Origin of the sequence: Paenibacillus oryzisoli (assembly GCF_050467285.1) — a bacterium.
In the GTDB taxonomy this organism is placed as follows: Bacteria; Bacillota; Bacilli; order Paenibacillales; family NBRC-103111; genus Paenibacillus_E; species Paenibacillus_E oryzisoli_A.
In genome coordinates this window covers 455,160-469,498 of sequence record NZ_JBCMUN010000006.1, presented here as the reverse complement: position 1 = coordinate 469,498, position 14,339 = coordinate 455,160, and the positions used below count along the sequence as shown (strand labels likewise).

Below are 14,339 nucleotides of genomic sequence, written 5' to 3'. Positions count from 1 at the left end.
GGTTTATAATACGAATCTCACACATGTGAGGACGCTTCCATAGGATTATCCGACTCATACGGAAGCCGGATTGTCACCGTCGTTCCAACACCGGCACTATGGATCGATAAGCCATAGGCATCGCCGAAATAGAGCTTGATTCGACTATTCACATTATATAGCCCTACATTTCCGCGATCTCTATTGTCCAAGCGAAGCCGGATTTCATCCAACTTTTGGGGCTCAATGCCTGGACCGTTATCCTTTACGATGACCTCAAGCTGATGCCCGGTTTTCCTGCAATTGACCCAAATCTTAATTTCGTTGTTGTTTGTCTTAAGGGTATGCCTGATGGCATTCTCAATAATGGGCTGGAGGATCATCTTATTCACGATACACTCGTTCAGCGTTTCTTCCATTTGCCACTCGAAATGAATTCTGTCCTTATACCGGTAACTCATGATCTTCGAATAGGACTGACAGTAGACAATCTCATCTCTAAGCGTCGTCAGCGGGCTGTCTTTCCCCATGGCGTATCGAAACAAACGACTGAGTAAGCCAATCATATCTACGGCCAAATGACGCTCTCCCTTTTCGATCATATAGATGATATTTTCCAATGTATTGTACAGGAAATGGGGATTAATTTGTGCCTGCAGCGCCTCTATGTGCAGCTCCTTTTTCTCAAATTCAAGGGTCAGCCTTTCTTCATTTGCCTGGAGTGTATCCTGTACGAGCCCGTTAATTCTCTCCAGCATATGGTTGAAAGAGACTCGCAACTGTTCAACTTCATCGATTGCAAAGCCTCTGTGGAGCGTCAATTGATCAACATGCTCGAGATCAATGTTCAGATAACGGTTTTGAATGGAAGCTAGCGGTTGCACTAAGTACTGTGACATCAGATAGGAAAACAGGAGAATCAGCAATAAAAGAATGACCAACAAATAAATATCATCGAAAAATAAACGTATCACTTGATCCCTGATCGCCGAAGCATCGTACTTTGCAATCACATACCAAGGTAAAGCCGCAATTTTCTTGGAAAAATAAATGGCGCTATCGGTGCGGAATCGAGTCCCCTCCGATTGAAACAATGAGGATGGAATGTCGGCTTTCTGCGCGATTTTTCCCATATCCGGATGGGAGATTATACGGCCATTCTCATCCACGATAAACGCTTCACTGCCATTTCCGTTCAGATCGGCATACAGATTCGTAAAGAAAACACCGTTGATATCTGTTTTCATATAAGCAATCGGACTGGAATAACGATTGATATCGACGATACCTATGCCCAAACTTACCGTAGATGATGCTGTATCTGTCGATGGAAGCCAATAAAAAATAGGTTTACGGCTAGCACGCATGTGCTCGAAGAAAGTCGGGTCGATCTGGTTGGCATGCTTATATCGATTGCTGTAGATCAATTGATTATTGATATTGTAGATACCGATAGCATCCTCACTGAGAACGGGCAAAAAACTGTCAAAAATGAGTTGATCCATATGCTGTTGAAGATGATCGGTCGGTTGATCCACGTAGGATGCAACGAAAGCATCATAAGCCAAACGGGTCATGGCAGACTCTTTTTGATCGGCAAATAACTCTACCCGATGAGCTGTCTTGTCAAACAACGTATAGAAAGTTTGTTCCAATTCCTGTGTAATGATTTTCGATGATTGCACATAAAACCCCGTAACAAAAAGGCAGATAGGCAGCAAGATCGTAATTAAGAAATAAACGAATAAACGGTCCCTCATCGTGAATCTTTTGTATCTCTGCCGCACAACATCTAGAGGTTCCCATCTTTCCTCCAAGCTGCGCTGCCTGCCGATCCAACTGATCAAACTGTGCAAGGGGAACAAAATTTTACGGCCGATCACATACGATAGAAAAAAAGTAAGCAGCGCGCTGCCGCCTAAAATAATGAGCGCGTATCCGCCAAGCGCCAGAAATTGCCTTTTATGAAACCCCGATTCGGTTTCAGCCAACGCAATACGGATGTCATGAAATCCGATATCCCGAAAGAAATAACGTTTGCCCGAGAATGAAATGCCTTCCATTTGCTGCATATTTCCCGCACTTTTCAATAGTTCATTAATTGCTGGCGTTACTTCGCTTCCCTTAAACAGCACCTGATCCTTCGCATCCACAACCGCCAGCGATTCGCCATATGGAAGAATATGGTTAAACGAGCCGACGTTTAAATTGATCGTTAGGATTCCGAGTGTTCCCCCCGGACCTTTGATCGGACACATAAAATAACTCGATTTGTTCCATGCATCCAGTAGATTTCGCAGTGCATCCTCTTGAATCTCCAAGGGTGTCAAACCGAATACTTGATACGTCTGGTTTAAGGAGACAAACGTGATCTGATTCTCCAGGCTGGCCAGCGTCAATTGATTGCCTTCAAAATAATAAGAGGAATATTTGGCATTTGAACTGTACTGGCCTCCCTTTGTCCAAATCGTAATGCCACTGATCAGCTCATTTCCTTTATTCAAATTAAAGAGGGAGGACTCTATATTTTGAGATAGGTTCACCTTTTCATACGATTTTGCGTTTGGCCGCTCGAGTTCGTAGAGCGATTGAATTAACACGGTGTTATTCCGTAAACTATCTATGGTTTGGTAAATATCTTCGAATTGCTTGCGCACATCCGCGGCTGTTTGATTTAATTTCATCGCTTGCATCATATCGGTCTTCTCGTCAATATAATGCACCGTTTTCACGTAGAGCACATTGCCGACAATGATGAGCATTAGCGAAACGATCGTAAGGGAGAACAGCAGCAAAAAACGATTCAATCTGATCTCTTTTCGCTTCATTATGCATCTTCCTTGAACCGATAGGCCAAGCCGCCCGATTCTCTATAAGCTTGCGGCGTTACACCGCTTAATCGTTTGAACATTTTATTGAAATACGAAAAGTTGCCATAACCGACACTCATGGAAATTTCAAAAACTTTGTAATCCGTGTGCAGCAGCAGCTTCATCGACTCCTTGATTCTAACTTCATTCAGGTAATCGATAAAATTCTTTCCCGTTTCCCGCTTGAATAACGTGCTGAAGTAGTTCGAATTGACGTGCAGCCGTTCCGCGACGTCTTCAAGCTTGATTCGCTCTGTGTAGTTCTCTGCAATAAATTGCTTCGCAACAGCAACATAAGCATTGCGATCTCCATTCGCCTTTACAGCCAAAGGATGAACGGAAGAAGTCGACTTCCCAGCCTCTTGCTTCAAATCATTGGCAACACCTTGGAACAGCTCGATGAATTCATCGCGAATGATCGGCTTGAGCAGGTAGCCTTTCACCCCAAAACGGATCGCTTCCTTCGCATATTGAAAATCATCATAGGCACTCATCAGCGCGACCTTGATATGCGGAAATTCACTTTTCAAACACTGTGCAAGCTCAAGTCCGGTCATATTCGGCATTAAGATATCCGTCAAAATGACATCCGGATGACTTTCCCGCGCCATTTGTAAAGCTAATTCGCCATCTGAAGCGCACCCCGCCACTTCAAATCCAATTTCTCCCCATGGCATGTTATTGACGACTCTTTCACGAATAAACGCCTCATCGTCAGCGATTAACACCTTGAACATCGGAATCCTTCCCCCCTGCTATAAGCGCTTACAAATAGAGAAGACTGTATCTCCTTACCTAGATGTTACCTTGCTAAGTATGAAAAAACAACTACCGTCTTTCGACGATAGTTGCCTTACTTACACCATGCTATCGGTGTCTAACACAGCCGCCATTAAATCGATCCCCGTTCGTTTGAAGGGCGGATCCATTTCTAGCTCCTGAAAGGCCGGATCCTCAACCTGCATATACGTAATAATCGCTTTGCCCGATTTCGTGAACATACAATTCAGATTCGTATATTCATTCGGCCCCTCCGCAATATTCCCCAGCCTTCTCCATGATTCCCCGCCATCCTTAGAAATCGCTGCACTTAAAGGTGTGCGTCGGCCGAAATGATGCTTACCGGGTTCGTACTGGCTATCGTTCCATAACAGTAGAAGGGCATCGGTACCGGGAATCCGCCGCAAGCAAGTGCAGGATTCCGGCGATTTCAAACCGCTTGTTTGCGGTAAGCTCCACGTGTTGCCCCCATCTGTTGAATGGCACATAAACACGGAGCCCAATTGAGATCTGATCGACATCAGAAGATGTCCGTCGCTCATTTCAGCAACGGAGGATTCCATCGCGCCACGCATAGGCAGATCTACTGTGCCTGTGGCACACGTCCATGTACATCCGTCATCATCGCTATAGTAGCATCCGATCTCATTATGCTGACCGCCTTGATGGCCCGTGCCGAAGTGGAAGGGAAGCAGCAATCGGCCGCTGGACAACAGATTGATGTGATTCGCGCCGCCTTGCAGCCATTGGCCCCCCGAACGTTCCCAAATGTGTGTCAACAGTTCCCACGTTTCGCCTCCATCCTTCGAGGCATGGACTTCCATCGTGGAGCTGGCTCCCCCCTGATGGCCCCTTAAGCAATGGAGAATTAACGTTCCATTCGGAAGCAGACACAGACCCGGAGCCTGGACATTGTGATCTCCCGGATGGACATCGATCAGCATCCGCTCGCGTCCCCAGGTTATCCCACCATCCATGGAAGTTTTAGCATAAATGCGGCATAGATCGAAATCGCTTCCAAATGTACCATCATACTTGTGCCAAACCGCTAACAATGTGCCATCTTTCAGCTCAGCAATGGAGGCCGTATCGTTCCTTGGGTTATGGGCAGAGGATTTTGCAATTGTCGCATATTGGATAGTATTTAACATGTCACTTCACCTCGTATAGGGCCATGGCTAACTTTCCCTTTTATAATTGACTTGATTGAGAAATGGTTTTCCGTCACGGTAATTCATCAGATTGTTCAAGAGCAGCTGACAGAAACGATCGAATTCTTTCACCGAGCGTCCCCCAGCATGTGGTGAAATAATCACATTATCCAATTCCCATAACGGACTTCCCTCCGGAAGCGGCTCTATCTCAAAGACATCAAGCCCCGCTCCCTTCAGCCTACCGCTAGTCAATGCCGCATAAAGAACATTCTCGTCGACGATACTTCCGCGGGCCAGATTATAGAAATAGGCTCCATTCTTCATAGAAGCGAACATGTTATAGTTAAACAATTTCTCAGTCGATGCGTTGCCTGGTAAAATCAGGATCACATGATCAGCTTGGGATAAAGCTTCATTCATTCGAGAGCTCGGGTACATTTCATCCATGTAAGGATGCAACTCCCCGATTTCACGTCGCACGCCAATGGTGCGAACGCCCAGAGCGCGCAGACGTCGTGCGATTTCTGTCCCTATGTCGCCAACACCAACAATGCAAGCCGTGCTGCCAAACACTTCTTCATATTCGAATTGACGAATCCATTTATGCTCATGCATATCGCGTATATGCTGTGAAATACGGCGTGTCAGTGCGAACATCATAGCAATTAAATGCTCAGCTACTGCAACCGACATGACACCGCTAGCGTTACACAGTGTAAAAGAGGCATGATCTTGCGTCGTGCTGCCCAAGAAAGCGTCATAACCAACGCTTCCTAATTGGACAAGCCGAACTGGGCTTCCTGCAAGCCATTCCGCTTTGGGCCAACCGACTACAATTTGCGATCTACCTATCTTTTCACGGAAAACTGCCTCAGGAGCCTCTTCATTCATTTGCTCCAAAGTTGCCCAACCAGAAACGACTTGCTGGATACGCTCCATGTGTTTTTCCGTAAATCCATTGACTGCCACCAGGACGTGAGGTTTCATCGCTTTTTCGTTCACCTCCCTATTAAGAAACCGTCAGCGGAACTCGATATACGGAACCTGGAAGGTATGGATATTTCTCCTCCAGTCCATCTGGCAAGTATACGCCCAACCCAGGAGTCGACGGAACCTGTATGTTACCGTTCACCATTTTCAAAGGCTCAACCATCATTTCCTCACGCAGGGGATTCGGCACATTGGAAAGCTCCAGAATCGTACAGTTCCTAGAAGCGAACGCCGCGTGGAAATTCCCCATGATGCCTACACCTCCACACCATGCATGAACGGCAATTGGAATGGACTTGCGTTCACACATTTGCGCCACACGGCGGAACACGCTCAATCCCCCGATAACGGCCGCATCCGGCTGGAACAGGTCAAGCGAATTGGCTTTCAAATAGGATTCGGCTTCTACCAAGCTCGTTACCGTCTCCCCTCCTGCAACCGGAATGCTGACGTTGCGCCGAATTTCCGCAAATCCTTCATAGTTCGTTACCTCTGCCGGCTCTTCAATCCACAGTAGGTTGTATTTCTCAATACGTTTTGCAATTTCAATGGCCTTTTTGACAGACCATGGATATTTCGCTAAGCCTTGCGCGGCATCAACAGACAATCCGATATGGGGCCCAAGTGCTTCACGGCATATGGCTACCTTCTCTTCAATCGCATCGATATCCGGCAGCAGGTTGATGCGAATTTTCACCGCCTGGAATCCTTGTTTCACATAGTCATTCATTTCTTGTTTAAGCTCGTCAATTGGTTTATTATTGCCACCGCTTGCATAAGCCATCATTTCATTATGCACCTTACCGCCAAGCAATTCGTACACAGGAATGCCAAGCGCCTTGCCTTTTAGATCCCAAAGCGCCATTTCGATACCGCCGATCACGCATTGCGTTAATCCCATTCGTCCCAGGTAATAATTAGCAACTCGCATTCGATCGGACAACTCCATGACGGACATTGGGTTTTGTCCAATCAGATCGTGTTCCATCTGTTCTGCTATTCCCCTGACGGCTTCAGGCGCATAAGTGCCCGCGTAGGTTTCGCCCAAACCATAAATGCCTGCATCGGTTTCCACTTTCAAAAAGGCTGTGGGACGATATCCCGTTTTCAGGCAAATTTCCCGCTCTGCATCCCCTTTATTTGCGTACGGAGCGCTGACAAGGATACATTTAACTGCTGTAATTTTCATTACGCTTTCCCCCTCGATGCTCAATTTCACCAAACACGGTGGCTCCGCTATTCATTATATAAAAGAAGCATCTGAGGTCCGTAACACAATTATTAGAGGTATCTAATACAATTTTCACAAATTGGAGACGTTCTTGTGCTATTGATAACAGGGTGCAAATTCAGCATTACAATCCTTAAATTAGTCCACTAAATCTAAATTTCATCCGTTATCGCACAGCATTCATAGTGATACTATGAGATCAAGCTTCTAAATCCAATAGGGAGGACAATCGTGGGGATCAATTTTTGAATGCGCTTACCGAATACTGGGATTCATGGCAGTTGATATGTTGGGAGGAGACCTATAATGAAAGAAAAGCAAAGAATACTTCTGTATAGCCTCAGTTTTACTTTTATATTTACCTTGATGCTTGGGTGTTTCATAGTCGTAAATTCATCTGTTGCTTATGCGTCACCGCCACCTTCTTATACACTTGATGAAAAGGTAGCTTATCAAAATGACGGTTCTAATAATTTTTGGTGGACTCACTTACGCTGCGCAACCCTACCTAACGGTGCTAGTCCACAAATCATGTGCACTGTATCCAAAGATAAAAATGAAAGCCCTACCAATTTGTCTGACGTTTTCTATGATATCGCCTACACGTTAAGTACAGATCTTGGGGAGACGTGGTCCTCACTTACAACCATCCCACAATATCAATGGAAGACACTACCGGATGGCTACCAGGGCATGTTAATTGATCCCGTACCCGTATATCACGAAAAAACAGGAAAGATCATCCTTTACGGCATGGCCCAATCGTACGACCTTAATTTCAACAAGAAACATAATTACCCCGCTTATGCGGTATATGATCCTGCCAGTTCAACTTGGAGCAGCGACTGGTATTTATTCGACTGGCCTAACGTTTACGGCCATACCGGCAGCGTTTATCCTTATGAAGTAGGCGATGGTTCAGGTGACATTCTTTGGCCAATCAATCTATTGGACGGAACAGGCAGTGTAAAGGTTGTTAAAGCATCCTTTAACGGGACTGCGCTTTCCTACATCAGTCAAGGTACATCGGTCCCCAATACAGGGGGCAACGGGAACCGTTCCGGTATTGAAACATCCCTTACTAAGTACAATAACGAATACTTTATGACCCTTCGCGATGATATTCAGAACAGGTTGGCCAAAAGCAGTGACGGCTTGACCTGGCAGTCTGCTGTACCCTTACAATGGGAGGATGGAACCACTGTAGCTGGAAGTATGAATACGCAGATGCATTGGGTGACACAACCGTATGCACTCTATCTGATCTATACCCGTCAAGATGCTTCCAACACCGATATCCTTAGGTATCGGGCTCCTTTATGGATGGCTGAAGTCGATCCCGTTACGCTTCGGCTCAAAAAAAACACGGAACAAATCGTGATGTCGATTACGGATAACCGGGCACAATTAGGCAATTTTGGAACCACTGCAGTTACACCAGAATTGAGCATCGTGACAAGCAACGAATGGAGATCCCTCGTTCCGAATCGGGCCATCGTCTCGAGAATTTGGTGGAATAAGGCGATGGTCGGCAACTGGCATTTAGATGAAACCTCAGGAACTACTGTTGTGGATTCCGCTACCGGCCTTTATCCCGGAACCATTGTAAACGCGACACGAAACTCGAACGGCAAATTCGGCAGCGCTTTAAACTTTAACGGCAGTGGCGACTATGTGAACTTAGGCAATCCCTCCAGCAGTGCGTTTAATTTCGGAACCTCACAAAGCTTCTCGGTATCCGCTTGGGTGAAAACCAGTGTAACGGGCACAACAAAGTACATTCTGAATAAAGGAGACACGAACGCTTCATACTGGTTACGTTTTGAGGCCAACAATACGATTAAATTTCTTCTCGACTACGGCAGCACCTTCGATTCCGCTCAATCGACAGCTACCTTCACAGATGGACAATGGCATCATGTTGTTGGTGTAGCCGATAAAGCAACAGGTCTTAAACTTTACGTGGACGGAGTATTAGTAGGTCAAGATACCAGCCCTACAAGCGGGTCCATCTCCAACTCCCTGCCATTGACGCTTGGCAACAGCTCTGCAAACACAATGAATGGTTTCATTGATGAAGTACGACTATACAACTACGCTTTAAATGCTACGGAAGTAGGACATTTATACGGGTTGAGCGGATATTGGAAGTTCGATGAAACCACAGGAAGTACCGTGCTCGATTCTACCTTAAACGGTTACCATGGAACCATTACGAATGCCATCCGGAGTACAAACGGTAGGTTTGGCAGTGCTTTAAGCTTTGACGGAAATGGCGACTATGCCACATTGGGAGATCCCTTCAGCAATGATTTTGATTTCGGAACCACAGGAAATTTCTCCATTTCCGCCTGGGTGAAGACGAGTATACCGGGAACTGTTAAATACATTGTGAATAAAGGTGATACCAACGCGGCGTATTGGTTACGATTTGAAGCAAACAATACGATTCGATTTTTGTTGGATTATGGGAGCACCAGTGATGCGGTTCAATCCACAGCGACCTTTGCAGACGGGCAGTGGCATCATGTCGTGGCTGTTGCTGATCGAGCTTCGGGTCTTAAGCTATACATCGATTCCGTTTTGGACGGCCAAAACACTTCTCTTACGGGAGGCAATATCTCTAATGCGTTTCCGTTGACTGTAGGTGTCAATTCCGCTAGCACGATGAACGGCCTGATCGACCAAGTCGAGATATTCACTTATCCTTTAAGTGCTGCTGATGTGCAAAGCTTGCAATAGAATTAAAACAATTACATTCCAAAAAGGTAGGTACTGCGTTCTAGCAGCACCTACCTTTTTAACATCTCCAATGATAAACCAATCCAAGCCCATTCGCGCGATTTGTATGAAGCACATGCCCCCATCTTCTCCGTGACTTAGCAATCATGGCAACTCTCCGCTCTTATCGCTTCGCCTTATAAAACTCATGATACAGCTTCATGAGCGCCCTTTTCTCAATCCGCGACACATACGAGCGCGAGATCCCCAGCTCCTTCGCAATCTCCCGCTGCGTCCGCTCCTCGCCGCCAAGCTCAAGCCCGAACCGGCCGACGACGACTTCCTTCTCGCGGTCATCCAATATATCCAAATTCTTATAGATCTTACTCTTCTCAATCTTCAGCTGCACGGCATCCACGACATCGTCCGCTTCGCTGCCGAGGATGTCGATGAGCGTAATCTCATTCCCCTCTTTGTCCGTTCCGATCGGGTCATGCAAGGACACGTCTTTGCGCGTTTTCTTCAAAGAACGCAGATGCATCAAGATCTCGTTCTCAATACAGCGCGCCGCGAATGTGGCGAGTTTGGTCCCTTTGTTCGGCGAGAACGATTCAATCGCTTTGATCAGACCGATGGTCCCGATCGAGATCAAATCCTCGAGATCTTCTCCGGTATTATCGAATTTTTTGACGATATGGGCAACCAACCTCAAATTATGTTCAATGAGCTTATTTCTAGAATTCTCATTCCCTTCGGCCATCAGTCTAAGATGTGTTTCTTCTTCTTGTTCGGTTAAAGGCTGTGGAAACGCATTATTTTTCACATAAGACACAAGCAATGTGAGTTGCTTGATCACTACAGCAATTGCGCTAAAAAATCCAGGCATTCCAGCACCCCCTTGAGTGTTTGCGGATCTTAGCTGACTCGGAAGCCTCCGCTTTGAGATTACTATTAGTGTATGTAGGTGGGTGCCTAGAAGTGCCTGTACGGCTGAACTTACCTTTAATAAGCTAGGAGCGGAAGAAATTAGAGGAGATGCGCCTTTCGGACAGCTTGCATCCACACTTCAGCGATCAATTCATGCCCGGCTGCCGTTGCATGAACGCCGTCATGCAGCCAATAGCCAGCTTCTTTTTTGGACAGGGCTTGATTGAAAGGTTCCTGTAGTTCCACGAAAACGGCGTCGAATTCTTCAGCAAGTGTACGAACAATTTGTCCGTAATGGGGAATCATCCCCTGCCATTGTTCCCAGTTGTCCACGACAGTGCCTGCCGGGAGAACAAAAGGCTCACACAGAACTAGCTTGGTTTGCGGCATGACTTCCGCGGTCTCTTCCAATAGATGACGGTACACGCGCTCGAAGCGATCACTTGCGCCTTGAGGCAATTTATTAATCATACGCCAAGCATCATTGACCCCGATTAAAATACTGAGAATATCCGGTTGTATGCTTATCGCATCTTCATTCCAACGGGCATACAGATCAGAAACGCGATTGCCGCTTATTCCTCGATTGTAAACTTGGTGTTCTGCATCCGTGTATTGTGCGCCTAATTTACCTGCGATCATCGTAACGTAACCGCTGCCCAAGTGCCTATTGGGCTCTTGTACTTCTTTATTCCGCCCAACATCGGTAATGGAATCACCCTGAAATAGTATTTTTTTACTTGGAATGGTCATGGCCTTTGCTCCTACCGAAATCAAATTTTTTATGTGTGCATACATGGGTTAAGATTTGTAAAAGACCCTCTAAACAGCGGGTCTTCCATCCTGATCGGCGATCAGGGTCCGACTTTGATATAATCCACCCATTCACGGAATCCGCCCGCACTTGCATTTTGCCCTGTGGTGGTGAACCTGAACAAGTAACTGCCTGGGGCACTAAACGTGTAGTTGCCAAAGGTAATATCCCGATAGGCTTCCGACGTAGTCCAGTACATGTCTACAGGAGTTCCCACATTGGTTCCATCGATGGAAAGCTGTTGAATGCCGCTAATCCATGTTTTGAAAATACGAGCCGTCACAGGATAAGTGCCAGCCTGTGGAACATCCACACTAAATTCCGTGTAATCGCCGACGACCGTGTGGTTAAGGCTAAGTTTCTTGCCACCGCTCGCATTGGCATCATTGATCACCGATACGGATTTCGACGTGAGGTTAACCGGCAATGTTTCTGCTTCGTATTTATCAGGAAGAGGAATCGGGGAAGGGTTCGCTGCTTGCATTCCTGTCAGGCTGAACTTTACTTTGAACGATTTCCCTGCCGATTTGTTCACGTTGACCTTGAATTTGATCGTTGGGCTATACTGAAGAATCGTAACTTCAGGATCTTGGGAGATGACATTCTTGGCGTTCTTATTTACTTCCAAATAAATGGTTCCCACATTGGCTTGCGTTGGATCAGAGACGGAAACCTCAACATCGTTGGTTGTCTCTCTCATCATCACCGAGGCTTTGCGGTTAGACGTAACCAGCCCCACCGTTTTGGGAGCATCATTCCAGAAATTGATGCCCGTGATATTAAGTCCCGTCTCCTTAACCGCTTGGGCGGAAGTCGAATTTTCAAGGATCGTCACATTCGGTGAAGCGGCATAAGCGCTAACTTGCGTGGCTGTCTTGTTCGGAAGCACCACGTAGGAAAAGCTTTGATTGGTCGGATTCGAGCCATGGTCGAACCATAACGTCAAATAATTGCGCGTATAGTTCGTACTCGACCACCCTACAGCAGAGTTGATTTGCTTCCAGTTGCCAGTGCGAGCTTCGCGCAGCCCATTCACTGTTGCGCCGCCCGGGAAGTAGTACCCGATATCGGAACCCGTCACATTGCCGGCAAGATGAATATAGTTGGTTCCGGTCATCGACTCCGTCCAGCCCAAAGCCATAGATTTCGCGGTTCCATTGACGGTTAAGGCATTGTTGCCGGATGTATTGATTTTCCGGTTCTCAACAATCGATTCGGTCACGACGCCGTCCGTGCTATTAATACTTGCTCCGAGGGCCACCACTTCATCGTCAAACATGAACCACGATTTCTTGGCCTCAAGCGTTTTGGAAACCGCATGGAAGTCCATACCGGTAACGCCATAAAGCCCAAGCATATCCGTTCCGCCTACCCAATTACGATCACCTTTCACGTTGGCGGTTTGTGCCGTATCCTTCAGGACCGTGGTGCCCGGTAATCTGTAGCTATTTACGGTTGGCCAGAAGTTGTCATTAAACTGGCTCAAGTCATTGTTATACAGATACGTCATGCCGTCCCCCGTGTGCCACCCTTTGGAATTCTCGGCATTCGCAGATTCATAATCGCCAATGCGGCTGGAGAACATGCTGATGCCATAGCCGAAGCCAGGGCGCAATTGCAGGGCTCGATCCATACTTGCAAATTGTTTATACCCGAGCAATTCGCCTCGTGACGTAATTCCTGAATCGGCGACAATCGCTTTGGCTTTAACAATCATGTCGATGGACGCATGAGAAAGAAAATTGTTCTGCGTATCGAGTTGCAACCAATATTTCATCATTTGCTTAAATGAAGTCGCGTCTGTGGTTGGGGCTATTTGCGACAACTGAAGGATGGCGGTAAAAACTTCAATTAACGCCTCCCCATTATCTTGGCTCTGCCAACGCGAGATTTCGCGCCCCCTCACCATATCCATCAGGTTGCCATTATAGATGAGCGGCTCATAAGAATCGTGAATCCACTTATACACATTACTTATATTGGCATCCGTAACGTCCCACGTAGATCCCGCCAGGTCATAGAGAACCTGGGCCAGACCTCCAAGGAGATGAGCGCCGTAGGAAAGGGTATAGGCATAACTCGTATGCTGGATAAATGAACCGTCCTTATAAAAACCATCTCCGCTGAGTACATAAGGCAGCAAAGCACTCAAACCATCCCGGCCAGCGGCTATTTTGGCGGAATCCTTGGCATTAATGCCTTCAATCGCGATGACTTGACTCTCCCACAAGCGATTGGCGCCGGTCATTTGCACACTTGGCTGTGCATAGTTGATCGCAGCCATATAGTTGCCGATTTGCGTTGAAGTCAAATCATTGTACATGAGCGCGACGATATCATTCAAAGCAAGCGGCCCGCCGATTTGCCAGTGCCACCAGTTTTGATACATGTTGCACCCATCATAAAAACCGTTTGGCGAGGAATTCATCCAATCCAGACCATCAATAATGGCCGCTTTCAAGGATGCGTTTCCATTGAGCGTCGATCCATACGTATTGTAAGCAATGGCCATGGACCGCAAATGATTATACGTCGTTGTAATTCCTGTAGAATCGCTGCCCAACGCAGCATCATTCCAAAGTTTAGTACGAGTCGCTGCTGTCAGCATGGACGTCCAATAACCCTGTGCTTCATTCGTAATGGCCGTGACGCGAGCGGCAATATCGGGATCTGACAAGTTGTAAGAAGCCCCCCCGGTTAGCGTCGCTTTATGCCTTTCCCTCAACGTATCAAATTCGTCTGTGGCAGAAACCTTGGCCGTCGGCCCAAACGGCAGCAACACCATCACAAACAGCAATACGGATAACGACAAACCTGCCCATTTCCTGATTAACCTTTTGTCCACAAGCGCACTCTCCTTATTGATAAGAAAA

At 46.7% G+C, this 14,339-nt stretch carries 9 protein-coding genes; 1 reads left to right on the top strand and 8 read right to left on the bottom strand.

The features are described 5' to 3' along the window. Window positions 1-17: 17 nt before the first annotated feature. The 5 genes from ABE504_RS10945 to ABE504_RS10925 form a co-directional block, all read right to left on the bottom strand. Window positions 18-2,807 carry a cache domain-containing sensor histidine kinase gene (locus ABE504_RS10945; protein ID WP_430088048.1) on the bottom strand — a complete coding sequence of 930 codons (2,790 nt, stop codon included), beginning with the start codon at window positions 2,805-2,807 and terminating at the stop codon, window positions 18-20. Next, the gene (locus ABE504_RS10940) at window positions 2,807-3,586 is read right to left on the bottom strand and encodes a response regulator transcription factor (protein WP_430088047.1); all 780 of its coding nucleotides are present in this window, start codon (window positions 3,584-3,586) and stop codon (window positions 2,807-2,809) included. The genes ABE504_RS10945 and ABE504_RS10940 overlap by 1 nt, the downstream gene beginning before the upstream one ends. Before the next feature lie 120 nt (window positions 3,587-3,706). Further along, window positions 3,707-4,780: a sialidase family protein gene (locus tag ABE504_RS10935; RefSeq protein WP_430088045.1), complete on the bottom strand. Its 1,074-nt coding sequence runs from the start codon at window positions 4,778-4,780 to the stop codon at window positions 3,707-3,709. A gap of 27 nt (window positions 4,781-4,807) precedes the next feature. After that, window positions 4,808-5,770, bottom strand: a complete 963-nt coding sequence (locus ABE504_RS10930) for a D-2-hydroxyacid dehydrogenase (RefSeq protein WP_430088043.1) — start codon at window positions 5,768-5,770, stop codon at window positions 4,808-4,810. A gap of 22 nt (window positions 5,771-5,792) precedes the next feature. Continuing rightward, on the bottom strand, window positions 5,793-6,962 hold the full coding sequence (locus ABE504_RS10925; protein WP_430088041.1) for a mandelate racemase/muconate lactonizing enzyme family protein: 1,170 nt from the start codon (window positions 6,960-6,962) through the stop codon (window positions 5,793-5,795). Window positions 6,963-7,310: 348 nt separating this feature from the next. On the opposite strand from ABE504_RS10925, the gene ABE504_RS10920 reads away from it, so the two are divergent. Then, window positions 7,311-9,746 carry a LamG-like jellyroll fold domain-containing protein gene (locus tag ABE504_RS10920; protein WP_430088039.1) on the top strand — a complete coding sequence of 812 codons (2,436 nt, stop codon included), beginning with the start codon at window positions 7,311-7,313 and terminating at the stop codon, window positions 9,744-9,746. A gap of 163 nt (window positions 9,747-9,909) precedes the next feature. Here the strand turns inward: ABE504_RS10920 and sigK are convergent, their stop codons facing one another. From sigK to ABE504_RS10905, 3 genes are all read right to left on the bottom strand, one after another. Next, on the bottom strand, window positions 9,910-10,611 hold the full coding sequence (gene sigK / locus ABE504_RS10915) for an RNA polymerase sporulation sigma factor SigK (RefSeq protein ID WP_430088037.1): 702 nt from the start codon (window positions 10,609-10,611) through the stop codon (window positions 9,910-9,912). A 140-nt stretch (window positions 10,612-10,751) separates the two neighbouring features. Further along, on the bottom strand, window positions 10,752-11,405 hold the full coding sequence (locus ABE504_RS10910) for an SGNH/GDSL hydrolase family protein (RefSeq protein ID WP_430088035.1): 654 nt from the start codon (window positions 11,403-11,405) through the stop codon (window positions 10,752-10,754). Window positions 11,406-11,506: 101 nt separating this feature from the next. After that, on the bottom strand, window positions 11,507-14,311 hold the full coding sequence (locus ABE504_RS10905) for a polysaccharide lyase family 8 super-sandwich domain-containing protein (RefSeq protein WP_430088033.1): 2,805 nt from the start codon (window positions 14,309-14,311) through the stop codon (window positions 11,507-11,509). Window positions 14,312-14,339 lie beyond the last annotated feature (28 nt).

Coding starts and splice junctions, on each gene's coding strand:
- ABE504_RS10945 (WP_430088048.1), bottom strand. CDS start 2,807: ATGAAGCGAAAAGAGATCAGATTGAATCGTTTTTTGCTGCTGTTCTCC.
- ABE504_RS10940 (WP_430088047.1), bottom strand. CDS start 3,586: ATGTTCAAGGTGTTAATCGCTGACGATGAGGCGTTTATTCGTGAAAGA.
- ABE504_RS10935 (WP_430088045.1), bottom strand. CDS start 4,780: ATGTTAAATACTATCCAATATGCGACAATTGCAAAATCCTCTGCCCAT.
- ABE504_RS10930 (WP_430088043.1), bottom strand. CDS start 5,770: ATGAAACCTCACGTCCTGGTGGCAGTCAATGGATTTACGGAAAAACAC.
- ABE504_RS10925 (WP_430088041.1), bottom strand. CDS start 6,962: ATGAAAATTACAGCAGTTAAATGTATCCTTGTCAGCGCTCCGTACGCA.
- ABE504_RS10920 (WP_430088039.1), top strand. CDS start 7,311: ATGAAAGAAAAGCAAAGAATACTTCTGTATAGCCTCAGTTTTACTTTT.
- sigK (WP_430088037.1), bottom strand. CDS start 10,611: ATGCCTGGATTTTTTAGCGCAATTGCTGTAGTGATCAAGCAACTCACA.
- ABE504_RS10910 (WP_430088035.1), bottom strand. CDS start 11,405: ATGACCATTCCAAGTAAAAAAATACTATTTCAGGGTGATTCCATTACC.